Genomic DNA, 22,744 nt, shown 5'->3' with positions numbered 1-22,744 from the left:
CCGCGCAGAACGCCTTTCTATGCCGAGAAGCGGACGTTGCCGAGAGCACCAACGGATCTGCCAGGGCCGGCCGAACTAGTGGCTTTGCGCTGCTCGCGCAGGCACGGCCTGGCTCGGCGGCCCTAGATGCCGGGAGGCCTCGTCGCTCCCGCTGCGCCTCACCGGAAGTCCTTTGGATCCCGGTGGCACAGCAGCCCAATCCCAGCGGGGCGTGAACCCCGGAATGGGACGCGGATCGGGAACCCCGTCGGGCGCACGTCGACCAGCGCATCAAAGACCGCGCACGCCGCCCGCGTGTCGTAGTCCTCGGCGCGCTCGGTGGCCTGCAGCCTCAGAGCACCATCCGACAGGGTCCGGACCGAGTGAAGCTGCTGTGCTGCCTGCTGCAACCTTGCCGGCTTCACGGCCGCGGCCAGGTCAGCGCGGACGTAGGTCACCCAGTCGTAACCGATCTGCACGTCACGCTGCCATGCCTGCACCCGACCAAGCGCCGCAGGCAGCCGTCGCAGCAGCGCCGGTTCGTGCCCCGGACGAGGCGCCGACCTGACCAAAGACGAAGCGCCGCTCGGCGACGAACGCGTCAGCCGCGTCGAGGACCTGTGTGCGGGTACCGGCATCGAACGCCCAGAACGGTGAGGTCAGTGCCACATAGAGGCGCCCGTCCTCCTCACCTGGATCCGACGGCTCGGGCCCGATGAAGAAGTCCGTAACGGTGTCCGCCACGGCCCCCGTGCGCGCCAGCCGGCACACGCCGCCGGCGACCTCCGACAGGTTGACGGACGCCTCGGCAAATCCACGCCGGGATCCCAGCTGACGGGTGCGCACGTCGAAGGCACCGGGACGCACCGGGACGCACCGGGACCAGCAGGGAGCGGATGACCTTGTAAGCGCCGTTTGGGTTCACCACCGCCGCGACCTGCTCAGACCAGGCATCAGCCACACCCGCCGCCTCGTGGGGCGAGTCGACCCGGTACACCAGCAGCAGCTCAAAGTCGCGCAGCCACCGCTGTCGGGCCAGCTCGAGCTCGGCATCTGTCGGCGTCACGGGGCCAGTATCGCCGCAATTAACTCGCACCGATGGAACGCACGCCTATGCCGCGAAGCGCAGAGAATGTGTCAGGCTGCCCGCTGTGCCAGCCGATTCTGTGGTCCTCCGCCACGATGACCAGCGATACCCGTCACTGATCGAGGAAGGCTGGACGGTCATAGCGCGGTCCTGGGCGGCCCGCGTGGAGGTGACATCGCAGCAGCTGGCGCGGTGGACCGAGATCCTCGCCTCCCTGCCACCGCAGACCACCTGCCGCGAACTTGAGGCGGCCGATGTGCCCGCGGCGTTGAGTTTGGACGCTGACACGGTCAGCGACTATCCCGGCGGCGTCGCGACTGCTCACTCGCCGATGACCGTAGCTTCGGCCGCCCCGTCGGCGAGTCGCCGCGGCTTCGGCGTCTTCGACAGCGACGCGAACCTGGTAGCAATGACCTTCGTCGACGTCGATGGCAATCGCGCCGAGGTGGACTTCACCGTCGTCGCGCAGCACCGACGCTGCAGCGGGTTGGCGACGGCGGTCAAGGCGGCCTCGCTGCTGGCGTTGAGCTGCGACGGCGTGACGGTGGTTCGCACCGGCGGTTCAGACGAGAACCGCGGCATCCTCGCGGCGAACGCCGCCTTGGGCTTCGAAGTGGACGAGCACTGGCTCACCCTCAGCGCCCCGCAGGCCTAGGCCAACCGCGCCCCGAGCGACGTCCGGAGATGCCGCCGAGCGGTCGTGCCGATGAGCGCTCGTTGGTAGAGCCTCGGTCTGCTGAGGCAACATCGAGCCCGCTCGGTCGCGTGTTGGGAGTGACCGAAGTAGTTGGGCTCGTAGCATGTGGCGTGGCTTCACGCACACCGCGGGTCCCGCCCCGCCCCATCGCTCCCGGTGACGTTGTGGCGACGTTCTGCCCGGAGCTCGGCGAATGGTCCGCGGCCCAGATCATCTCGGTGAACGACCGGTCCCAGGAGGCCGACGTGCTGGATCTGGGCTGGTCCGGGCCGGAGCCTGAGAACGTCGCGGACGTGGGACACCTTTCCGCGTTACGCCTGAATCACCACGGGTACCGCAACGCATTGGAGCAGTCGCACCGCGAGTGGGTGCTGCCTCGCAGCTACAAGAACCTCGGCCCTGCACCGCTGGTGAGGACAGAGGAGTCGGCCACGTGGTCGATGGGTTGGGACGTTGGTACTCAGTTGCACTGGCAGCGACGCTGGGATGCGGGCGAGCGAGAGGACCTTGAGGACGAGCCAGGCTTCCGGCAGTACGAGGACGGGCAAGAGCTCCCACCGGTGACGACCGCCCCTGAGATCCGCGCTTTGGCGATCTACGCCATCCAGTCGGTCGACTGCGCTCTCATCGCCTCGTCCTTCCCGAACTTGACGCGGCTCACCATCTGGGGCGAGATGGGAAGCCTGCTCAACGCCTCGGAGCTGAACCAGCTGCAGCGGATGCGACGCATCGACGTCCACGAGATGTTCGGCATGACCGGCCACGACGTGCTCGACCCTGCCCGGCTGAACGAGATGGAGTACATCTCCCTGGACTGCGTCCCCGTCGACTACGCCGGTGCCGTGCGACGCGCGTGGACCCCGGAGGCAGGCAAGGGCGTCTATCTGTCGATCAGCAAGGCGCGGACCCCGGAGTGGGTGCGGGAGAACGTCGACAACCCCCTGCGTGCCTGGGACGGTCGAGAAGGCATCTCGAGCCGCACTTACAAGAGGGCCCTGAGCGCTTGGAAAGGCAGCACGCGCCCCATTCGAGAGGCCCTTCAGGCCGACATCGGTGAAGCCGAGCGCCGCGAACAGCTGACCGCCCTCGGCGCGCAGTTCGCCGAGGCGTTCAATGAGGTGGCCGGGCCCGCGCATCTGCTCATGACCGAGGAACGCGACGAGCTCCTCGAGGCGCTGCACCGCCTCGTCACCGACGCCGCGGCCGACACCGCCGTCGACGCCGAGGAGGCCGCGCTAGTCGTCCTGCACGCCGTGAACACGCACCGCGACTGGTAGCACCGCAGTAGGCCCACGCCCCGCACTGCTGAGCCACCCGGCCCCGTCCTGAAGCGGCGCACGCTCATGCCGCGCAGAGTGAAGTCGCCACATGCCGATGCTCGGTGATCATCCTGAATGGGATGACAGGATCGAGCCGTGCCAGATGCCCCTCTGAGATACCCGGATCCCCCGCTGAGTGATGGGCGCATCTGCCTCAGGAGGTGGCGTGAAGGAGATGTGGAGTGCATCCGGCTCGCTGGTACCGATCCCCGCATCCCGCGAGGCACGACCGTTCCCGCCACATTCACCACCACTGAGGGGCTTGCATTCATCCATCGGCAATGGAGTCGCGCGGAGAACGGCGAGGGGGTGTCTCAAGCGGTTGTCGAGGTCGGTAGCGGCCGTGCCGTCGGCCTTATGTGGGTGGCCCTCCGGCCGCAGCCGCACGTCGGCGGGTTGGGGTACTGGATCATCCCGCCTGCACGTGGCTTGGGCCTGGCGACGGCCGCCGTCCGCCTCGTCCTCCCCTGGGCGCTGAACGCGTTGAACCTGCGGCGCCTGGAGGCATGGGTGGAGCCGGACAACGTGGGCTCACAGCGCGTGCTCCGCGGCGCGGGGTTCCAGCAGGAGGGGCGCCTCCGGAACTTCATCACGGTTGAGGACCGGTCCTCAGATGCACTGGTCTTCTCGGTCATTCCGCCGAAGCTGTGACCCCGGAACGCATGCACTCACATGCCGCTGACAAGAGACTCGGTGCCGTTAGCCAACAGAGCAACGCGCATCGTGCCACCGCATGGCGTTAGGCCGCCCCGTCGCGACCCCGCACCGATGGGCGGCGCCTGACGGATCTGCCGGGAGGGGGCTGCGCGCGGACCGGTGGAGGCGGGCATACGCCAAACGGTGGATCCGCTGGCGCGGTGACGAGATGACGCTGGGAGGCGGCCTCGGGTTGGCCGCGGCCGTCTTCGTCATTAGGGGGAAATCGTGAGACGACTCGTTTCAACTCTCGCCGCGCTCACCTTGGCCGCTGCCGTCCCGGTCGCCGCTGCCGGTAGCGCCTCTGCCCACGACAGCGGCCACGACCGTGACCACGGGCATGTCACCAGCGTCTGGGTCACCGGAGACGGTTCCCATGTGAAGCTGAGCCGTTGGCGCGTTGAGGAAGGTCCCGTGCTCTTCCACGAGTCCACCACGAACGCCAGCCCCGGCGGGAGCCAGATCAGCCTGTTCCGCCTCCTCGGGAAGGCCACCGTCAACACGTTCAAGGCGGACCTCGCGGACGAGTTCTCGCCGAACCCGAAGACCGCGGCGAAGGGGACCAGGGAGCTCAACCGCGACGTCCGAGCAACCGGACTGGCTGATGTCCAGAAGGGCTACCCGGCATCGGTGCGGGTGAACCTGCATCCCGGCACGTACTACCTGATGGACCTCGGTAGCTTCTTCGGGCCCATGGGGCCCTCCGGAGCGCCCAACCCGGCCCTGACGAAGCTCGTCGTCCGCGACAGCGACGACGACGGCTGGTCGTGGTCGGATAGTTCAGCCCGGGAGGACGGATCGGGTTGGCACCCGACAATCTGGCTCACCGCCGCGGACCGGTTCGTCGGCCCGGGCCGCCTGCCCGCCGAGGGCAGCGTGACGTTCCGTAACGTCGGTGACTCGATCCACGTGGCGCAGTTCTCGCCGGTGAAGAAGGGGACGACCGACAAGCAGATCCAGGCGTACTACGACTCCGGGGTGATGGCCCCGCCGCCGTTCGCGCTCAACGGTCCGACCTTCGGTCTGGACGTCCTGTCGGCGGGTTCCAGCGCGACGCTGAGCTACGACATGCCGCCGGGCACCTACGTGCTGCAGTGCTTCGTGGCCGACTCCGTGACCGGGATGCCGCACGCGATCATGGGGATGCACAAGGTCGTCGTCCTGAAGTGACGTCGGCAGCATGATTGGTTTGCCGCCGGGCACCCGGGTGCGACGCACCCGGGTGGCTGGGAGCGCCGGTGGAACATCCTCTCCTACCGGGCCGGCCGGACCCGCCGGATCTTGAGCCCTACCGACCGCGACCGGGCATCAAGGGCGTCGGCCCCTCGGCCCACGAGCCGTCGTAGACGCGGACGTGCTCGCGACCGTGCAAATGCGTCAGCACGAGCCATGCCGGCGCGGCCCGCCCGCTGTGCCGTAGACGATCAGCTCGGCGCTATGCGGGGAAGGCCTGTGTCCGGCGAAGGCACGACGGCTGTACGACGGCGAGGCCTTTGGGCAGAGGATTCGGCCGCTGCCATCGTTGAGGTCACTCCGCGACGGCAGCGACCTCGTAAGGTTGCGCACAAACCGAAAGTGGGGGGACTTGGCGGGCTGATGCTGAAGCAGAATCGGTCACTCGCCCTACAGCTCGCGCATGCCTGAGTCGCGTGCTGACGCGCTGACGCTGGCCCGTCTGAGCTGGTGGGCGGCGAGAACTGCAGCCCCCTCGGCCCCCAGCCGTGCCGGGTTGACGCTGTTGTCCCGCTCCCGCTCGCGCATCTCCGTTGAGCTGAGATCTGCACTCGAACGGGTCAGCACCTGCTCTAGGACGAGGGTCGGGTCTATGGCGGTGGGTGGCTCGTGCGCCGTGGGCGCGTCGGGGTCGTACATCGTGTCGACGTACAGGACGTTGCTTTCGCGGCCGCGGGTGGCCATGACGTAGAGCGGTTCGCGCATCGTCGTCGTGGTGACGAAAGCGTGCGTCGTGTCCACGGTCCTGCCTTGAGCGCGATGGGCCGTGGTGGCGTATCCGAGCTCGACGTGGTCGCGGACGTACGCCTCAGGCAGGCGGGTCGTTCCCCCACCGGACTCGCGCCGGACCGTGACACCCCCGTGGCTGTCGACGGTAACGACGATCCACTGGTCACCGTTCTTGACCCACCCCGTAGAACCTAGGTCGCGTTGGTTCTGACGGGTCACGATGAGGTCCCCCACGCCGATCACCGACCCGTCAGCCGCTGTGATGCCGCGCTCCGCGACCTTCCCTGCGGCGACTCGCTGGGCCCGGGCGCGCTGGTTCAGGTCGGCCACGGTGGCGGTGTCGGCGGCCACCATCAGCGACCGCCGGCCGGCCGCGACGTCGTCGCTCCAGTTGGCGAAAAGCTCGTCGAGCACCGCTTCGCGATCACCGCCGCGCACCCGGCCGTGACGCGCGTACTCCGCGGCGACGCCCGTCGCTCCGGTCCGTAGCTTGAGCGAGGCGTCGCGTTCCCATTCGTGCCGGAACCGGCGCACATCCAGCAGTGATGGCGCGTCCTGGCGGTCGGTCGCGAGGAGCTTGAACGCCCCGCCGGCGGCGACGGGCGATAGTTGGGCCCAGTCCCCGACGAGGAGCACTTTCGCGCCGGCAGCGCGGGCGTATGCCGTCAGCGAGTCGAGCTCGAAGGTGCCGGCCATGGACGCCTCGTCGACGATCACGAGCTGCCCTCGCCGCAGGCCCCACCGGTCGATCTCGGTAGAGAGCTCACGGGCGCGGCGCATCAAGGCGCGCGTCCGCAGGGACGGGCTGGCACGGTCGAGCGCAGCCTTCAACCCTTCCAGCTCGGCCACTCGGGCTGGTTGCCGTGCCGCCTCGGTGAGCCACTTGGCCGTGTTCTCGGTCGACACGCCGACCGCGTCCGACAGCACCTCCGCAGCCGCCGCGGACGGGGCCAGACCCACCACCGAGCCTGACCCGAAGCGTGACTCCCAGACGGCGCGGACGCCGGCCATGGCGGTGGACTTGCCGGCACCGGCCGGGCCGACGAGCACATCGAGCGCACGACCGGACGTCGCGATTCGGCGAACGGCAGCGGCCTGCTCAGCCGACAAGGGATGGTCACGACCTGGCAGGTTCGCAGCACAGACGGCGGCAGCCTTCGCCTCCTCGACCGTTGGAGCGTCGACTGCGCGGCCGGCCGCCAGCAGCCGTTCCTCGGCATCGAGCAGCGCCTGGGTCGTGTAGACCTCGGAGTCGCGGGGGCGGAAGCGGGAGGTGCCATCCGGGCGCCGCAGCTCGGCCGGAACGTAACCCACCTCGGGCGGCGTAAGCATGACCGCACGCTGGAGCCCGAGCGCAGTGACGCGCTCCGTGACCGCGACCCGGTCGTCCGGTGAGGCGAACCGGACGCCGTGGATCTGGCGCAGCACCTCGGCGAAGATGTTCGCCCGCGTGAACGTGGCCCGCTTCCCGGAGACGACATCGAGGGCGGCCCGGGCCGCGTCCTCGAGCATCGCCTCGGCGAAGTCGCCGGCATGGAGCAGCGGCAGGTCGTTGCGCCCGGCGAGGCCGGCGACCCACGCCTGCGGCTCGTCTCCCACGAAGGTCGCGGCCCGCGACCGCCACCCCGTGACGAGGTCGCCGAGTGAGTGCAGCTCTTTGGCCGGGCGCGTCTCCAGCGTCGCCCGCTGCCGCAGCTGCAGCACCTCCCGCGGTGTCGGCTGCCGCCCGTGCCCAGCCACGAACTCCTGGACCATGACGTCCTTGGCGGCGTCAATCTCCGTGCTGCGCTGCGAGAACTCCGCCCGCAGCGCCTCCCCCACCCCGGCGACCTCCCACTTCTCCACCGGGGAGTGACGGCGCTGTTCCGGTGTCCAGCCGTAGCCGAGATCGGCGGTCACGAGGTCGGCGAGGACGCCGTTGTACAGCTCCGACATCCCCACCGCCGCGCGGAAGAGGGCCTTGCTGTCGAGCGTGCGCCAGCGCCCGTCCGAAACGGCCTGCACCCGGTTAAGCACAACGACGTGGGTGTGCAGCTGAGGGTCCCCGGAGCGGGAATCCCAGTGATCGAACGCGGCCCCGACCACGCCGCGCACGTCCTCCGAGACGACTCCCCCACGGCCGGTGCGCGTCGCGAACACCGTCCGTTCGGCGTACTCGAGAACGAACCCCAGCGCCGCCACATGGGCCGCGTGGATGCGCCGCCGGGTCGGCTCGTCCGCGAGACCCCACGCCACCGACACCGACTTCGGAGCACTGAACGTCAGGTCGAACCCGGCGACCGTCTGCGGCGCCTTCCGCAGCCGCTTCAACCCGTCGACGTATGCCGTGCGCTCGGTTCCGGGGGTCCGGCCCAGCGGGTCGCCGGTGACCGGGTCTTGCAGCATGCCGAGCATGCGCCAGAGGTGCTCCTCGCTCACCGTCGAGCCCACCTCGACGCCCCGACCACCGTTCAGGCCCGCCAGGCCGGCACCAAAGAAACGGCCGGGTGGGGTGCCGGGCTCGGTGTAGTACGCCGTGAGCGGCGACGCGGCGGAGGCGCCGGCGTCGCCGCGGGCGACCGACGCCATCAGGTACCGGTAGCCCGAGCCCAGTGTCACCCTTCGGATCGACATCGTCACCCACAACCAACCCGGCGCAGGGGGCACCCGGGGACCCCGCGCCCACCTTGGTGCCAGACGTGTGGAGCGAAGGATGGGCGTCTGAGAGCGGTGTCGGTGGTCGGCCTGCGGACGTGGTCGGCGGAGATCGACGGACAGGTCGAGGGCCCGCACGAGTGAGACCAGTGATGGCAGCTTGGACGGCGCGGAGGGTTGCGCGAACGGGTGCCCAGAGGTGGACGGTTCGGCGTCGTCGTGCGTATATGCTTCCGGGGCCGGCGTCCGCTCCCCCTGTGCGGGCGCCGGCTCTTGTCTGTCTGGTTCCGAATCATTTGCATCGAACACTTGTTCGTACGTTGCGAGACACTAGGCAGATGGCTGGTGGATCGGGACGAGGGCATGAGCACCCCATTCCGGTGCCTCCGCCAGCCCGACAGCACTGCTGGGTGACTGGTCCGGCGTCGTCGCGGGGACCGCACCCGGGACTGGTCCTCGAGTGGTCACGCCGTGATGGCGGGTGGTGGGCCCTGGTCACCTATGTCATCGAAGCCGACGCCGCTGTCGTCCAGCAATGGCTGCCAGCGCACCTGCTCACGCCGACCCGCCCTCCCCGACAGTGACCCCCTCATCGCGTGATGTGAGGACAGGGACCGCGGGAGGAAGGACTACTGATGCGACACCCGGTAGATCAGGGAGCCAGGCAGCGCTTGCTCGAAGCTCAGCGCGCCGAGGCGAACGCGCTGCGAAAGGTCCAGGCTGCAGCAAGAAACTGCGACGCGGTCCGGAGTCGGCTCGCTGCAGCAGACGTCAAGCTGCTCGAGGCCCAGCGGAGCCTGGTGCGCACTTCGGGGGCGGCTCGAGCAGCTCTGCTGCTGGGCGTCGAAGAGGCGACGCTACGCCGGGGGCTGCGTCGCACTGACGACACGACGAGCAGGCACCCCACCTCGCCTTCAAGCAGTGGTCACATCGATGCTGAAGCTGACGACTGACCAAGGTCGTGAGGTGACCCGCGAGGCAGCGCTCCTCTGGAGCCTCCTCGCCGTGGTGGATCGAAGACGTCAGGGGTCGGGCAGGATGGTGGTGATGCAGAGCCACGAAGCAAGCGACCTGGCGGCCCGCCACCTTGCCAACATGGGATCCCGCTGGGCCCACGTGCAGGCGGTGGGACGCCTGGCGGACGCCCTCGCGGCCCAGGGCCGTGTCTCGAACGATGTGGCCGCTGCTGCCTGGCTCCATGACATCGGCTACGCGCCTGAGCTCGCGGACACGAACTTCCATCCGCTCGACGGGGCCGTCTATCTGCAGGGGCTCTCGGTGCAAGCCAACGTCGTCGCGCTGGTTGCGCATCACACCGGTGCGGCATACGAGGCCGCAGAGCGCGGCCTAAGTGGAGCGCTGGCGGCGTTGCCCGTCCCGAATCCGACAGACCTGGAGGAGCTCAACCTTCTCGATCTCGTGATCGGCCCTAGCGGATCGCCGACCTCCCCCTCGGCACGATTATCCGAAGTGCTCGAGCGTTATCCCACCAACGACCCCGTGCACCGGGCTGTTGCTGTGTCGCGCCCCGTCCTGCTGGGCGGGGCGGAGCAAGCTCGCCGCCGACTGCGCCTAACCGATGAATGGCCGCTCTCTGTCACTGAGGGCGTGTTCGAGGCGTAGGCGCATCGAGGGGTGGATCGGAAGCGAGTCGATCTCGGCGCTCGTCAACCACTCGACCTCGCTGCTCTCGCTGCTGGTCCGTCGATCGCCTCCGACAAGCCGGGCCTTGAACGCGATCGAGAACTGCTGCCTGACCTCGCCGTCGTCATATGCCATCACGTGCCGCGGGTTGGTGTAGACGCCGGTTATGGCTTCGACCGTGACGTCGTAGCCGGTCTCTTCCTTGACCTCTCGCTCGACCGTCTCGGAGATGGACTCACCAGGCTCGTGGCCGCCGCCTGGCAACGCCCATTTGTCGTTGTCGGTCTTGTGGATCATGAGGACGCGGCCGTCCTCGCGCTGGACGATCGCCACGACCGAAGGCACGACGCTGTTGATGGCGGGTGCCGCTGGGTCGTCGATGTAGTCAATGCGTCCCATGCTCAACGAGCCTATCTACGGGGGCGGATTCATGACGGTGCTGACGATGCCCACACTCGCTCGAACGAATCGAGGTAGTGCGTGAACAACCGCCCTCCTGGGATGCGACAGAGGTGGAGGACGGGAGACTGCGAGGCGCTGCTTCCGTAAGTATGTCCATTGGCCAGGAGCGTGTCGTCGAACCTGAAGAGTGAGGCATAGAGGGTCGTGTTGTGTCGTCGCGCCTCGATCGGGTGGGCGGCCAGCAGGGGCGTCACGTAGACCCAGGTGAGCTTGCATCGCGCGGCCATGAGCTCACCGATGCCTTCCTCCTGACCTCGCACGTCGACGGCCTGACCGTTGGGGTCGCCGAAGAGGAGCCTCACCTGCACCCCTTGGCGTGACCTCTCGGCCAGCCTGGTCATGAACTCCGGGATGCTGTCGTGCAGGAAGCTGGCAGCGTAGGCGAGGACGTCGATGCGCTCCTTGGCCTGCGCGACCAGCTGGAGCCAGGTCGGGGGCTCGATGGCACTTCGGCTGGGATAGACGTGAACGAGCTCCGCCTGCGTCGAGGAAGTGCTCGCCCGGTCGGAATGGGTTGCGGGCCAGAGGAAGCCATCGCTCTTGCGGAGGATCTCGGAGGCGCGGATCCGGTGGGAGCGGTGTGGCAGGCGGTCTGCCGAGATCCATCGCTCGACCGTCTTGGGGTCGACGGCGACCATCTCGCTGAATGTCTGCGTCGTGAGGCCGGCTCCCGCGATTGCGGCCCGTAGGCGCTCATTGGACATGACTCCTCCTTGGACGATTCGGGACGTCTCCGTCGTGCCGAGGACGTCCGCAGACGTCCCCACCGCATGGTGTTGGCGTCCCTGCGCCGGCTGGTCGAGTGAAGGGCATGAACACGCACCCCAAGCCAGACCGGCAGAGATTCCCCACGACGCCTGAACTCGGCGTCACGGCGACGTCCCGGGCGCAGACATGCGCGGCTGCGGGCGCATCCCCGAATCGTCCGGCCTTTCGGCGCGAGCACAAGACCCGGACCGCGCCCCTGTGGACAACTCCTTCAGGCCCCCCGGTTGTCCACAGCCGAGGCACTTCCAAGCGGCGAGGTCTGCCGCAAAGCGGGACAAATGGTATTGGGCGCGGAGCCGCCATGGCTTCGCCGATCTCACCGAGGAGCAGGCGATGACCGGTCAGGATCTGAAAGCAACAGCACTCGTGGACGCCCTGGTGCGGTGCGAGACCCTCAGCCAACCTTCCCCCGAGCGGGACGAGCTCTGGATCACGGTCAGGGAGACGGTGTGCACCAAGGGGCTGTGCCTGGTCGTGCCGATGGGGTCGAGCGCGCCGGTGCCCGTGACGGCAGACCACGCCACCGACGAGCTGATCGCAGCCATGGACTGGCTGAGGACGCACGAGTCCCAAGCCAGAGCGATGGCGCCGCAGCAGCTCTTCATCATGCTCCGCGGTGTCGCGACCAAGGGCGCCTTTGGCTCGGCGCGAGCTGCGCAGTCCGACGCCCTTCACGGGATGACCCACGTGCGTCCCGGCGAGCCGGTCGTCTTTGCCGACCTCGACCGAAGCGAGGTGGCTTGATCATGCTGCGCTCCACCTTCAGCGACTGGACGGCCGAGCAGCTCCACGTCACGCAGGAAGAGCTCGACGACGTCAAGCTCAGCCCCGTGTTCGATCTCTTCATCTCGCGGATAGAGGAAGCCCGACGGCGAGGCGCCGCAGACCCCCTCACCACGATCACAACGAAGCGGGCAGGCGGAAACTCGCGGGCGTGCACCAAGCGGATGCTCGAGCAGCTCGGCTTCACGGCAGCTCAGCGACGCGCGGTCCACCGGCTCCTGGCTGGCTCCCCCTCGGGGTGGCCGGGTCTCCTTCGGCTGTATGCGGTGTCGGCCGACCTCACCAGCAGGCAGCGCCAGTACGCGCGTCGTCAGCTGCAGACCCTGCGCAGTCATGAGCCGGCTCGCAGCCGCTCCAGGGCCGGGTGTTCTGTCAATCCGGCGACGCCATAGAGCGCCATGACTCCAGCTACCGCCACCACCGGAACCTGTCCCCCTGACAGCAGCCGGGGCACCCCGTCGCCGTAGTCGAAGATGACGTAGCCCCTCGACAGCGCTGGTTCGAAGCGCACCAGGGTCCCCCACCACAGCGAGATGCAGTTCCCGGCTGACGTCCTGAGGAGCACCCGCCTGTCAGTCACAAGACCCGTCGCGGGCATGGCCGCACACCACTCTCCCTCGACACGATGCCGCAACTCGACGCCCACTTCGCGCCAGGCGCGTTCGCCCGTCTCCAGGACGATGCCCCGTCGCATGACGTCGACGACGGGCGACGGAACCAGGCCTGCGGCCTCCAATGCGAGATGTCTCGCGTCCTCGTGGATCTCGCTCACGTCGGGTTCCTGCCGGGGCTTCTTCAAGCGCAGCATGCGGCATACCTCCTCGGCGAGGACAAGCCCGTGCGCAGGGGCACCATCGGGCGACGCGTGCCGAGTAGTGCCCCGAAAGCACGGTTCGCGCACCATGTCGCTCACCCATGTCGTTGCCGGCCTGTCCGTGAGTGGACTGGCGGCGCTCGGCGGACTCGGTCTCGTCACGGTTGCCGCCGGCCAGAGCGGGGCGCTTCCATCGCGGCCCCCAGCGTGCGTCTCCAGCGGGCCGGTCCAGGGGCTGTCCGCGGCTCAGGCGGAGAACGCCCGCATCATCGTGGCCACAGCAGAGCAACGCACCGGCAGGGCCGGCGCCTACATCGCGCTCATGGTGGCGCTGACGGAGTCCGACCTCCGCGTCCTCTCGAACCCGAATGACCCCGTCGGGGCCGCGTTCCCAAGCCAGGGCGTCGGCCACGACCACGACTCGCTGGGCCTGTTCCAACAGCGCCCCGGCTGGGGCAGTGCGTCCAAGCGCATGGACCCGACCGAGTCGACCCAGCTCTTCGTGGATGCCCTCCTTCGAGTGAACGGCTGGCAGTCGATGACACCTTGGTATGCCGCCCAGACCGTCCAAGGGTCAGCCTTCACCGGGTTGCCCAGCGCAGCCAACGGCGGCTCCCGTGCAGTGGGCGAGAACTACCTGCGACAGGCCGGCCGAGCTTCCGCGATCCTCAGCGTCGTCGAAGGTGGCAGCTCCCCTGTGGGCTGTGGCGGCGCTCCCGCAGACACGCTCGCCCCCGCTGCACCAGGTGCCCACGGACTCCCGCCCACCTTCACGCTTCCAACGACCACGAGCCCAGCGGGCCGGGCCGCTGTGGCGTTCGCCCTGGCCCAGCTCGGGAAGCCGTACCTGTGGGGCGGCAACGGACCGGGCTCGTTCGACTGCTCCGGGCTGACCCAGCAGGCGTGGCGCCGTGCCGGCGTCTCGATCGGCCGCGTAGTCACAGAGCAGCTGCTCGACGGCGCACCCACGACGCAGACAGCCCTCGCGCCCGGTGATCTCGTGATGATCCCCGGCTCCGAAGGGACGCTCGCCTCCCCCGGCCACGTCGGCATGTACATCGGCCACGGCTTGGTCGTCAACGCACCTCGGACCGGAGACGTCATACGCGTCGTCTCGTACCAGTCCTTTGTCTCCAAAGGTCTTTCGGGCCTGCGTCACATCTCTTGACGACGCCTTCCTGCCTCCGGTTAGTGGTCTTGGACGCATAGTGCCCCTGCTTGCTCGCTATCGCAGCCATGCGCGGAACCAGTCCTCGCAAGCTGCGAAAGGCACACCGATGAAGACCTGGATGATTCCCTCAGTCGACGTCACGCCGAACCAGAACGGCCTACCGGGCATCGCCGCGATCGAGAAGATCGTCGGCGCCCTCCTGACCTTCGGGCTCATCGCCGCCGTCGCCGGCATCGCCATCTCGGCGATCGCCTGGGCGATCGGCTCCCACTCGTCCAACCCTCACATCGCCGGCCGTGGCAAGACCGGAGTCCTCGTCTCCGCGGGAGCCGCCATGCTCATCGGCGCAGCGAACACCCTCGTCACCTTCTTCAGCGCCGCCGGCTCTGCGGTCCAGTGACATGAGGTGGAGAGCCCTCCGCCCGTTCGTGGTCGTAGCCGTCATCGCGCTGCTGCTCACGGCCAGCGTCGTCGGGGTGGTTCTGTCCCGACGACAGGGACCGGCGTCACAGGCCGCGCGCCGCCCGGCGACAACCGACTCGGCAGGGATGCAACTGAACTCTCCTACGGCACAACCGGGAACCACTGCGCGAGAGGCGGACCCGGTTGCCGCTGACATCGAGCGGCTGCGCGCGGTGAGCTGGGTGTCGCCGCCGACGAGAGAAGCACGGATCGCCGGGGAGGTCACTCAGCAACCGGACCTGTATGCCGCCGAGTTCGTCCGTCGGCTCCTCGTGCAGGACTACCGCCGGCCACGCGCCGAGCACCTCGCGTGGGTGCAGGCCGAGTCCGCCCAGACGTCCGAGCCACTCGTCGTCGGGATGGTCCCCAAGGAGCTCCGCAGCCGCCTGGCGGTCTACTCCGTCACCGAGGCGGCCGGGCAGACACCGGCCGTCCCCGGGGCGAAAGAGTGGGACGCCCTTGCGCTTCAGGACGCCTACACCAGCGTCCACATCGAGCATGTCGAAGAGCCGATGGCCTGGAGCACTGCTGTTTCCAGCGGCCGCATCGGTGACCCCGGCGTCACCGGCAGGGAGGTGTCCGCCACGGTCACCCTCCACTACCTCAAGGCCGGTCGGCCTGCCACCACCACATCGTCCGTCGCTATGGCGCTCAACCTCGAAGGCCCTCCCAGTCGCTCCGCGTGGGGCTTTGTGACAGCCGTGACCTACTCATCCCTGCCGGTGAGTGCATCATGAGCTGCGACGGCATCATGGCTGCCAACCCGATGTGTCTCGTCGCCCAAGCGGCCACAGGCGCCGCCGGTGCCGCCTCCAACGTCGTCGACGGCGCGTTCTCCACCATCGCCGGCTACTTCGGGCTCGCAGCACAGAACGCCACCACATGGCTCTGGCAGCAGATCGGCTCCGCCACCACCCTGGACCTCCGGTCCGCAGCCTTGCTGCGGGAGATGACCATCACCGGCGCCATCGCCGCCACCCTCTGCCTCGGCCTCTTCGTCATCCAGGTCACCGGGGGTGCCCTGCGCGGACATCCGGTCGCTCTGGGGCGAGCGGTCAGCGGCCTCCTCATCAGCTTCGTCGGCTCAGCCCTAGCACTGGCCACGACCCGCGTGCTCCTCGGCGCCGTGGACGCCCTCAGTGACGGGGTCGTCCGGTTCTCCATGGACACCCAGATCGGAGGCCTCGGCAGCAAGCTGTCCTTCGTCGGCCTGGCCCAGATGCAGAACCCGGCGGTCGTCATCTTGCTGGCTGTCGTCATCATCGTCGCCGCCGTCGTGGTGTGGGCAGCCATGATGATCCGCAAGCTCATGCTCATCGTGGCTGCCGTGCTCGCACCACTGGCCTTCGCCGGCGCCACGGCCGACTTCACCCGGGCGTGGGTCCGTCGGTGGATCGAGCTCGTGGCCGCGATGATCGTCTCCAAGCTGCTCCTCGTCATCATGCTGACGATCGGCGTGGCCGTCCTCGACGGCGCTGGGCAGTCCGGTGCGGGCCTCGGACAGACGGTCACCCAGCTCGCGGGCGGTTCACTCATCCTGCTCCTCGGCGGCTTGGCGCCTTGGGTCGCGATTCGCATGTTCCACTTCGCCGGCGACACCCTGCATTCCGCCCATGCGACGGCGCGGCAGGCGTCGGCCGGCGCCCAGACCCTCGTCAGCGCCCCTCAGAAGGTGAGCGCCATCCAGGCCCAAGGTCGGGCGCTGGCGTCCATGGGTTCCTCGGGCGCTGGCAGAGGTGGCCGAAGCAGCGGAGCTATGCCGCCTCCTCCCCCGCGCCCCGCCCCCTCGCTGCCGCCCGGCCCGCCAGCGCCAGGCGCCGGCGCGGGCCTTGGCGGCGGCGCCGCTGGACCGGCTGGAGCAGCCAGCGGAGGCGGCGCCGCAGCCGCCGCCTCGGTGGCTGCTCCAGCTGCCGCCGTCGGCTCGCTCGCCCTTGCCGGCAAGTCGATGGTCATGAAGGCCGGTGATGTGGCGACCAACCCGCCAGGGACGTCGCCGGGCACATCAGTCGGCGCGAGCGCACCAGCGCAGAAGTCCCCGATGAAGCAGCCACCCGCCTACAGCTCGAGGAGCTGACCGATGACCGACACCACCACCAACCCCATGACGGTCCGCTTCGGGCGGCTTCCTCGCCGGGGACTGCTTCTCGGGCTCTCTGCGTCCCGGGTCCTGTGCCTGTGCGTCGCCGTCCTCGTCTTCGTCCCATCAATCTTCCTCGGCAGCTCCACTGGTGCAGGGCTGAGTGCTCCGCTGTGGGGAAGCCTCATCGCGCTCGCCTTCGTGCGCTGGCACGGCCGCCCAGCCGTCGAGGCGATGCCCACGGCCGGGCACTTCGCCGTCCGCAAGATGCTCGGCCAGACGAAGTACCGCGCCCGCCCGTCGGCGCCGCGGCCGGGCGGAACTCTCGCCCTGCCCGGGGACGCAGCCGCCCTGCGCTTCCTCATCGACGAGGACACCGGCACCGCCATGCTGCATGACCCCCACGCCCAGACACTCACGGCGGTCGCGCTCGTGCGCCACCCGGCATACGTCCTGCTCTCGAACGACGAGCAGGCCCGACGCGTCCACGGATGGGGACGTGCCCTGGCCAGCCTCGCCGCGTCCGGGACCGGCTGCCGCCTACAGGTCCTCGAAGTGTCGCTACCCGACGCCGGCCGCGGCATCACCGGCTGGTGGGACCTCAACGGCGTGAAGCAGCCCGGTCAGTGGGCGGTGCAGCAGTACGAGTCACTCATGCGCACTGCGGCGCCGGCCGCCTCCACACACCGGACCCTCATCGCGCTCTCACTGGACCTCCGCGGCGCCCGTGCTCACATCAAGCAGGCAGGCCGCGGCCTCCGAGGCGCAGCCGCGTTCCTGCGCCAGGAGATGACTTCTCTCGAAGCGGGACTCCGCGCTGCCGACCTGTCCCTTGCGACCTGGTTCAACGAACCAGAACTCGCGGCCACGCTGCGCGAGTCGTTCGAGCCTGGCTTCCAAGGACGGGACGACCTCCACCAGTCGCTCGCCGATGCTGGTCCCGTCGCGATGGACGAGGAGTGGGACCACGTCCGCCACGACACCGCATATTCCGCGGTGCTGTGGATCAACGAGTGGCCGCGGGTGGCCGCACCGGCCTACTTCCTGCACTCTCTGGTGTTCCAACCGGGCATCCGCAAGACGATCTCCTTGACGATCCAGCCGATTCCCGCCGACGCCGCCATGCGCGACATCCGCAAGGCCAAGGTCGAGTACGCGACGGAGGCGGCGCAGAAGGCGAAGATCGGTGCCATCGCCGATCTGTCCGACGCCGCAGAACGCGACGACGTCATTGAGCGCGAGCGAGCCCTGATCAGGGGCCACGCGGACGTGAAGTTCACCGGACTGGTCTCGGTCACCGCCCCGTCAGTCGATGAGCTCGAAGCGGCGGTCGCCGAGATCGCCCGAGCGGCGATCCAGTGCGGCTGCGAGACGCGGCGCCTCTACGGGCAGCAAGCCCGAGCGTTCGTGTCGGCGTCCCTACCCTTGGCACGAAAGGTCAGCTGATGGGCGCCACCCAGCAGTCGGCTTCCTTCTACGTGCCGCACGGCACGAAGCGCCGAAATGGCGGTCGGCATGCCAAGCCCGCCCGTGCTGGGTTGCTCGCGACAGCGTCGAGCGCCCAGGACTCCGAGCCGAAGGCCTTCCTGCCGGCCGAGGGGGAGAGCGGGCCCGCGGCCGGCCGCTCCTACCGGCGGTTTCGCCTGCCCGGGCACCGAGCCACGTCTGACATGGTCGCAGGTGCCTATCCGTTCCTGGCCGAGGGCGGCCTGGGCAGCGAGGGCGTCTACGTCGGTCAGGACGCGTGGTCCGGTGGCGGATTCTGCTTCGACCCCTGGGTGCTCTACCGCGACGGGGTTATCACCAACCCCAACTGCCTCCTGGCCGGCGTCGTCGGCAAGGGAAAGTCCTGTCTCGCAAAGTCACTCGCCACGCGGTCGATCGCCTTCGGGCGTCGCGTCTACGTGCCCGGGGACCCCAAAGGCGAATGGTCCGTGGTCGCCGAGGCCGTCGGTGGGGTGGCGATCCAGCTCGGTGGCGGGTCGACGAACCGCCTGAACCCGCTAGATCCCGGACCTCGCGGGGCCGCGTTGTCCGACACCCAGTGGCGTGCCCTGGTCACGAATCGTCGCCGCGCCCTCGTCGGCTCCTTAGCCCAGTCCTCACTCGGGCGTGCACTGCACTCCGTCGAGCACACAGCGCTCGATGTCGCGCTGGCCGACGCTGCGGCTGAGGCAACCGAGCCGACGCTGCCGCTGGTGGTGGATCTGCTGCTCGAGCCTCGCACCTCGCTGCCTGGCGCCTCCGCCACGGACCTGGCACGCGATGGTCGCGACCTCGCGCACGCGCTTCGCCGGCTCGTGGCCGGCGACCTCAGCGGCCTCTTCGACGGGCCGTCGACCATCACCTTCGACCCGTCCCTGCCGATGGTGACGCTGGACCTCTCGAACATCCAGGGCTCGGACCAGCTCATCGCCATGGTGATGACCTGCGCGTCTGCCTGGATGGAAGCGGCCCTCTCGGCACCCGACGGAGGTCAACGCTGGGTGATCTACGACGAGGCGTGGCGCCTCATGCGACAGCCGGCCCTACTCGCGCGCATGCAGTCGCAGTGGAAGCTGTCCCGCGGCCTCGGCATCGCCAACCTCCTCATCGTGCACCGGCTCTCGGACCTGGACGCCGTCGGCGACGCCCGCTCAGAGTCACGGGCGCTGGCCCGAGGACTGCTCGGTGACTGCTCGACGAAGATCGTCTACCAACAGGAGGTCAGCGAGGCGCCCCAGACCGCAGTCGAGCTCGGTCTCTCGAGCGCCGAGCGGGCGCAATTGCCGGACCTGCAGCGAGGCGAGGGACTCTGGCGGGTTGGTCAGCGCGCGTTCGTCGTCAGGCACGTGGCAACGGACGGTGAGCTGTCGCTCTTCGACACCAACACCCGCATGTACCTACCTCGCTGATCGAGGCGCCGCGCCAGCTGCCTACCGATTCGCATCTCGTTTAGGTCGAATCGACTCCCCGATGATGCAGCGTGGGCGGCATGCCTGCGGTGTCGGTACATGTCCCGGTCACATCGGCCCGCGTCGTCGGCTCTGCGCGAGCGCTCGGACGTCCTAAGGGGAGTTGCCATGCGGGCTTATTCGCCCAAACCTCCCGGTAGTAGTCCGCGAGGTCGAGCCGACAGGCAGCAGCCGGGTCGAGAAGCACGGTGACATCTGGGTGATGCTGTAGCGCGGTGGCCGGCCACCTGGCGCTGACCGGCCCCTCGACGGTCTGCCGGATCGCTTCTGCCTTACCGCGTCCTGCAGCGATCAAGATGATCTTGCGGGCTTCGACGATGGTGCCTATCCCTTGCGTCAAGCAGTGGCTTGGAACGGCGTCGAGATCACCGCCGAAGAAGCGAGAGTTGTCGATCCGCGTCTGTTTGGTGAGGGTCTTGATGCGGGTCCGGGAGGCCAGAGAGGAGGTCGGCTCGTTGAAGGCGATGTGCCCGTCGGTTCCGATGCCGAGAATCTGTACGTCGGTGCCTCCGGCGGCGCGAATGGCCTGCTCGTATTCGATGCAGGCTGCCTCGACGTCCTTCGCGGTCCCGTCGGGCCCGTGGACTCGGGCGGGGTCGATGTCGACCTTTCGGGTGAAGATGTCGTCGATTACGGAGCGGTAGGCCTGAGGATGGTCAGGAGACAGGCCGACGTACTCGTCCAGCATGAACGCCGACGCCGCGGCCAGCGAGATCCTGCCATCGTTGACGCGCCGGGCGAGTTCGTCGTAGATGCCGACGGGGCTGGACCCGGTGGCCAGACCCAGCACGAGCTCGGGCTTTGCGCGGACGGCGCGCTGGATCAGGTCGGCTGCGATGGAGGCCGCCTGTGCTGCTGACTCGGCGATGCCGACGTCCACGGGCTTCCTGCCTTTCAGGGGGTATCGCGGTGGGGATAGGGGTCAAACCCGGTCGGCCGTCGTGGCGCGGAGCCGTTCGACGAATGCCTTGGTGATCCGTGTGGGGTGCGTGATGGCAGTTCCCACCACGACGGCATGGGCGCCGGCGGCGAGGCAGGCGGCTGCATCCTCTGGGTTACGCACCCGCCCCTCGGCGATCACCGGGATGTCCACCGAGCTGACGAGCTGCTCGAGGAGCTCGAGGTCCGGTCCGAGGGTCACCGGCCGCTCGCCGGTGTAGCCCGCCAGTGTTGTTCCGACGCAGTCAGCGCCGGCCGCGACGCTGTACTCCGCGTCGCGGAGGCCGCCGCAGTCGGCCATGACGAGCGCCCCCGCCCGGTGGATCGCCTCGATGCTCTCGCGCAGTGGTCGGCCGTCTGGGCGGTCCCGCAATGTGCCGTCGAGGGCGACCATGTCGGCGCCCGCGGCGACACAGTCGACGGCGTCCTGGACGGTCGGGGTGATGAAGACGCCGTCGCTGCCACGCTTGACGAGCCCAATCAGGGGGACGTCGATGAGAGGGCGCATGGCACGCAGGTCCTCGATGCCTTGGGCGCGCACCGCCCGGGCCCCACCTTGGACGACGGCGAGCGCGACCGCGGCCATGATGGCAGGCGCGCGCATCGGCTCTCCGGGGTAGGCCTGGCAGGAGACGACGAGCTGTCCTTCCACTTCCGCGAGCACATCTCGTTGCCTGTGGGCGGTCATGCGTTCATCCTCCTGAGTGCGTAGTGGGCTGCTCCGCGCAGCGCGGTGTCGGGACCGGACGCGGTGATGGCGATCGGGGTCTGGCTCAGAGCCGGCATAAGGGTTGCGGCATAGGTTGCGCGCAGTGCCGCCTCCCAGACGCCGCCCGCCTTGGCGACGCTGCCGCAGACAACCACGAGGCGTGGATCGAGGGCGTTGACCAGGGCTGCGGCGCCGGCGCCGAGGGCGGCGCCCCCGGTCTGCAGGGCCGCACGAGCCAGGTCGTCCCCGGTCCGCGTCGTCAGCTCGAGCGTGCTCGCGACTTCCGGGTCGCCGCCGTTCGCGTGGTACCAGGCGAGGATGCCGTGTCCGGAGGCGACGGCCTCGAGGTGGCCGGTGCTTCCGCACGGGCAGGGCAGTCCGCTGGCCTGCGGGGAGACGATGTGGCCGAAGTGGCCGCCGGCGTGGTGTGCGCCCGTCAGTGGGGCGCCGTCGACAATGAGACTGCCGCCGATGCCGGTGCCGGCGATGAGGGCCACCAGGCTGTTGACGCCGTACTCGGCCGCCAGGCCCAGGCCGAAGGCGTTGCCGTCGCCGAGCACCCAGGTCGGCAGGGTGAGGGTTTCACCTACCAGCGTGGCGAGCGGGGTTCCGCCCCAGCCGGTGATGCTGCTCGTGGCGGTCAGGATGCTGCCGGTCTTGGTGTCGACCACGCCGGCCGTCGCGACTGCGACGGCGGTGTCGTGTCCGGTTCTCAGCCGTTGAAGCAGCTCGATCGTGGTGGCCACGACGGTGGCAGCGCCGGCTTTCGAGGGTGTGGGCGCCTCGAGGATGTTTGAGCAGAGCACGCCGTCGGGGTCGGCGCGGGCGGCGGCGATCTTCGTTCCGCCGATGTCGGCGACGAGGATCATCCGGCGTGCCTACTGATGACCAGGTCGTAGCCGTATCGGTCGCCCCGGTAGATGGTCATGGCGTGCTCGACGGGTTGGCCGGCGTCGTTGAAGCTGACGCGGGTGACGCGTAGCGCGGCTGCGCCGACGGCCTGGTCCAGGGCGCGGGCCTGGGTGTGGTCGAGGTTCACGGCCTCGATGGTCTGCGCGGCGCGTTCCACCGTCCAGCCGCGGGCTTCCATCTGGGCGTAAAGGGAGGTGGCCGGGTCGATGGTGGCGAAGTCGATCCCGAGCGGGGGCAGGTGCACGCGCTCGAGTGCCATCGGGCTACCGTCCGCGAGCCGTAGCCGCTCGAGGCAGAAGACCTCGTCCCCGGGCTGGATCCCGAGCCGTCGGGCGACCTCGGCGGTGGCCTGGGTCGTGGCGGAGCTCAGCACGGTGGTCGTCGGCGTCAGGCCGCGCTGGACCATGTCTTCGGTGAAGCTGGTCAGGTGCAGGGTCTTGGTGACCACGGCGGGGTCCGCGACGAAGGTGCCGGAGCCGTGGACCTGGTAGACGAGCCCTCGGCGCACCAGCTGCTCGATGGCGCGCCGGACGGTCATCCGGCTCACGTTGAGCTGTTGCATCAGCTCGCGTTCGGAGGGCAGGGCGTCGTGCGGGTTGAGCTCGCCGGCGCGCCGGTCGATGGCGTCGGCGACGAGCTCGTACTTCGGGCGCGAGGTGTCTGTGTCCATGGACA

22 protein-coding genes are annotated in these 22,744 nt (G+C 69.1%); 12 read left to right on the top strand and 10 right to left on the bottom strand.

The genetic code is table 11. From position 1 onward, the window contains the following. Nucleotides 1-158: 158 nt before the first annotated feature. Together TAE01_RS18585 and TAE01_RS18580 are read right to left on the bottom strand one after the other, a co-directional pair. Nucleotides 159-458 (bottom strand): hypothetical protein, encoded by a 300-nt coding sequence (locus TAE01_RS18585; protein WP_147068306.1) that lies wholly within the window; start codon nucleotides 456-458, stop codon nucleotides 159-161. A 1-nt stretch (nucleotide 459) separates the two neighbouring features. Further along, the gene (locus TAE01_RS18580) at nucleotides 460-846 is read right to left on the bottom strand and encodes a hypothetical protein (RefSeq protein ID WP_147068305.1); all 387 of its coding nucleotides are present in this window, start codon (nucleotides 844-846) and stop codon (nucleotides 460-462) included. Between the two features lie 383 nt (nucleotides 847-1,229). On the opposite strand from TAE01_RS18580, the gene TAE01_RS18575 reads away from it, so the two are divergent. The 4 genes from TAE01_RS18575 (at nucleotide 1,230) to TAE01_RS18560 (ending at nucleotide 4,948) form a co-directional block, all read left to right on the top strand. Further along, nucleotides 1,230-1,721, top strand: a complete 492-nt coding sequence (locus TAE01_RS18575) for an acetyltransferase (RefSeq protein WP_246111455.1) — start codon at nucleotides 1,230-1,232, stop codon at nucleotides 1,719-1,721. A gap of 152 nt (nucleotides 1,722-1,873) precedes the next feature. After that, on the top strand, nucleotides 1,874-3,040 hold the full coding sequence (locus tag TAE01_RS18570; protein WP_147068303.1) for a hypothetical protein: 1,167 nt from the start codon (nucleotides 1,874-1,876) through the stop codon (nucleotides 3,038-3,040). A gap of 138 nt (nucleotides 3,041-3,178) precedes the next feature. Beyond that, nucleotides 3,179-3,733, top strand: coding sequence for a GNAT family N-acetyltransferase (locus TAE01_RS18565; RefSeq protein ID WP_147068302.1), 555 nt, complete (start codon nucleotides 3,179-3,181; stop codon nucleotides 3,731-3,733). A gap of 459 nt (nucleotides 3,734-4,192) precedes the next feature. Then, nucleotides 4,193-4,948, top strand: coding sequence for a hypothetical protein (locus TAE01_RS18560; RefSeq protein ID WP_147068301.1), 756 nt, complete (start codon nucleotides 4,193-4,195; stop codon nucleotides 4,946-4,948). Nucleotides 4,949-5,401: 453 nt separating this feature from the next. On the opposite strand, the gene mobF is transcribed toward TAE01_RS18560, so the two are convergent. Beyond that, a complete protein-coding gene (gene mobF, locus TAE01_RS18555) occupies nucleotides 5,402-8,353 on the bottom strand; it encodes a MobF family relaxase (RefSeq protein WP_425581113.1) in 2,952 nt (983 codons plus the stop codon). Nucleotides 8,354-9,307: 954 nt separating this feature from the next. Between mobF and TAE01_RS18550 the strand changes: the two genes are divergently transcribed. Then, the gene (locus TAE01_RS18550; protein ID WP_186815287.1) at nucleotides 9,308-9,997 is read left to right on the top strand and encodes an HD domain-containing protein; all 690 of its coding nucleotides are present in this window, start codon (nucleotides 9,308-9,310) and stop codon (nucleotides 9,995-9,997) included. Here the strand turns inward: TAE01_RS18550 and TAE01_RS18545 are convergent. Both TAE01_RS18545 and TAE01_RS18540 read right to left on the bottom strand, forming a co-directional pair. Beyond that, nucleotides 9,947-10,417 carry an NUDIX hydrolase gene (locus TAE01_RS18545; RefSeq protein ID WP_147068299.1) on the bottom strand — a complete coding sequence of 157 codons (471 nt, stop codon included), beginning with the start codon at nucleotides 10,415-10,417 and terminating at the stop codon, nucleotides 9,947-9,949. The genes TAE01_RS18550 and TAE01_RS18545 overlap by 51 nt on opposite strands. Before the next feature lie 29 nt (nucleotides 10,418-10,446). Continuing rightward, nucleotides 10,447-11,118: a phospholipase D-like domain-containing protein gene (locus TAE01_RS18540; RefSeq protein WP_186815286.1), complete on the bottom strand. Its 672-nt coding sequence runs from the start codon at nucleotides 11,116-11,118 to the stop codon at nucleotides 10,447-10,449. Between the two features lie 463 nt (nucleotides 11,119-11,581). On the opposite strand from TAE01_RS18540, the gene TAE01_RS18535 reads away from it, so the two are divergent. Then, the gene (locus tag TAE01_RS18535) at nucleotides 11,582-11,992 is read left to right on the top strand and encodes a hypothetical protein (RefSeq protein WP_186815285.1); all 411 of its coding nucleotides are present in this window, start codon (nucleotides 11,582-11,584) and stop codon (nucleotides 11,990-11,992) included. A gap of 370 nt (nucleotides 11,993-12,362) precedes the next feature. Here TAE01_RS18535 and TAE01_RS18525 read toward each other — a convergent pair whose 3' ends face one another. Continuing rightward, a complete protein-coding gene (locus TAE01_RS18525) occupies nucleotides 12,363-12,839 on the bottom strand; it encodes a hypothetical protein (protein ID WP_147068295.1) in 477 nt (158 codons plus the stop codon). A gap of 94 nt (nucleotides 12,840-12,933) precedes the next feature. On the opposite strand from TAE01_RS18525, the gene TAE01_RS18520 reads away from it, so the two are divergent. From TAE01_RS18520 to TAE01_RS18495, 6 genes are all read left to right on the top strand, one after another. After that, nucleotides 12,934-14,013 (top strand): C40 family peptidase, encoded by a 1,080-nt coding sequence (locus TAE01_RS18520; RefSeq protein WP_147068294.1) that lies wholly within the window; start codon nucleotides 12,934-12,936, stop codon nucleotides 14,011-14,013. 121 nt (nucleotides 14,014-14,134) lie between these two features. Then, a complete protein-coding gene (locus TAE01_RS18515; RefSeq protein WP_034770756.1) occupies nucleotides 14,135-14,416 on the top strand; it encodes a DUF6112 family protein in 282 nt (93 codons plus the stop codon). A gap of 1 nt (nucleotide 14,417) precedes the next feature. Then, nucleotides 14,418-15,215 carry a hypothetical protein gene (locus TAE01_RS18510; RefSeq protein WP_147068293.1) on the top strand — a complete coding sequence of 266 codons (798 nt, stop codon included), beginning with the start codon at nucleotides 14,418-14,420 and terminating at the stop codon, nucleotides 15,213-15,215. Further along, nucleotides 15,212-16,552, top strand: coding sequence for a type IV secretion system protein (locus tag TAE01_RS18505; RefSeq protein WP_147068292.1), 1,341 nt, complete (start codon nucleotides 15,212-15,214; stop codon nucleotides 16,550-16,552). The genes TAE01_RS18510 and TAE01_RS18505 overlap by 4 nt, the downstream gene beginning before the upstream one ends. 3 nt (nucleotides 16,553-16,555) lie before the next feature. Next, nucleotides 16,556-18,001, top strand: coding sequence for an SCO6880 family protein (locus TAE01_RS18500; RefSeq protein ID WP_147068291.1), 1,446 nt, complete (start codon nucleotides 16,556-16,558; stop codon nucleotides 17,999-18,001). Continuing rightward, nucleotides 18,001-19,449, top strand: a complete 1,449-nt coding sequence (locus tag TAE01_RS18495) for a putative type IV secretion/conjugal transfer ATPase (RefSeq protein WP_246111453.1) — start codon at nucleotides 18,001-18,003, stop codon at nucleotides 19,447-19,449. The genes TAE01_RS18500 and TAE01_RS18495 overlap by 1 nt, the downstream gene beginning before the upstream one ends. A 40-nt stretch (nucleotides 19,450-19,489) precedes the next feature. On the opposite strand, the gene nagB is transcribed toward TAE01_RS18495, so the two are convergent. Genes nagB through TAE01_RS18475 form a run of 4 tightly spaced genes read right to left on the bottom strand, consistent with a single transcriptional unit; the run spans nucleotide 19,490 to nucleotide 22,739 of the window. Beyond that, the gene (nagB, locus tag TAE01_RS18490; RefSeq protein WP_147068290.1) at nucleotides 19,490-20,389 is read right to left on the bottom strand and encodes a glucosamine-6-phosphate deaminase; all 900 of its coding nucleotides are present in this window, start codon (nucleotides 20,387-20,389) and stop codon (nucleotides 19,490-19,492) included. Between the two features lie 42 nt (nucleotides 20,390-20,431). Next, on the bottom strand, nucleotides 20,432-21,136 hold the full coding sequence (locus tag TAE01_RS18485) for an N-acetylmannosamine-6-phosphate 2-epimerase (RefSeq protein ID WP_147068289.1): 705 nt from the start codon (nucleotides 21,134-21,136) through the stop codon (nucleotides 20,432-20,434). After that, entirely contained in the window at nucleotides 21,133-22,026 is an 894-nt protein-coding gene (locus tag TAE01_RS18480; protein ID WP_147068288.1) for an ROK family protein, read from the bottom strand. Before TAE01_RS18480 ends, TAE01_RS18485 begins: the two co-directional genes overlap by 4 nt. Further along, nucleotides 22,023-22,739, bottom strand: coding sequence for a GntR family transcriptional regulator (locus TAE01_RS18475; protein ID WP_186815282.1), 717 nt, complete (start codon nucleotides 22,737-22,739; stop codon nucleotides 22,023-22,025). Before TAE01_RS18475 ends, TAE01_RS18480 begins: the two co-directional genes overlap by 4 nt. Nucleotides 22,740-22,744 lie beyond the last annotated feature (5 nt).

It is taken from the genome of Terrabacter aerolatus (genome assembly GCF_007991735.1).
In the GTDB taxonomy this organism is placed as follows: Bacteria; Actinomycetota; Actinomycetes; order Actinomycetales; family Dermatophilaceae; genus Terrabacter; species Terrabacter aerolatus.
This window is presented reverse-complemented; position numbering and strand designations above follow the sequence as displayed.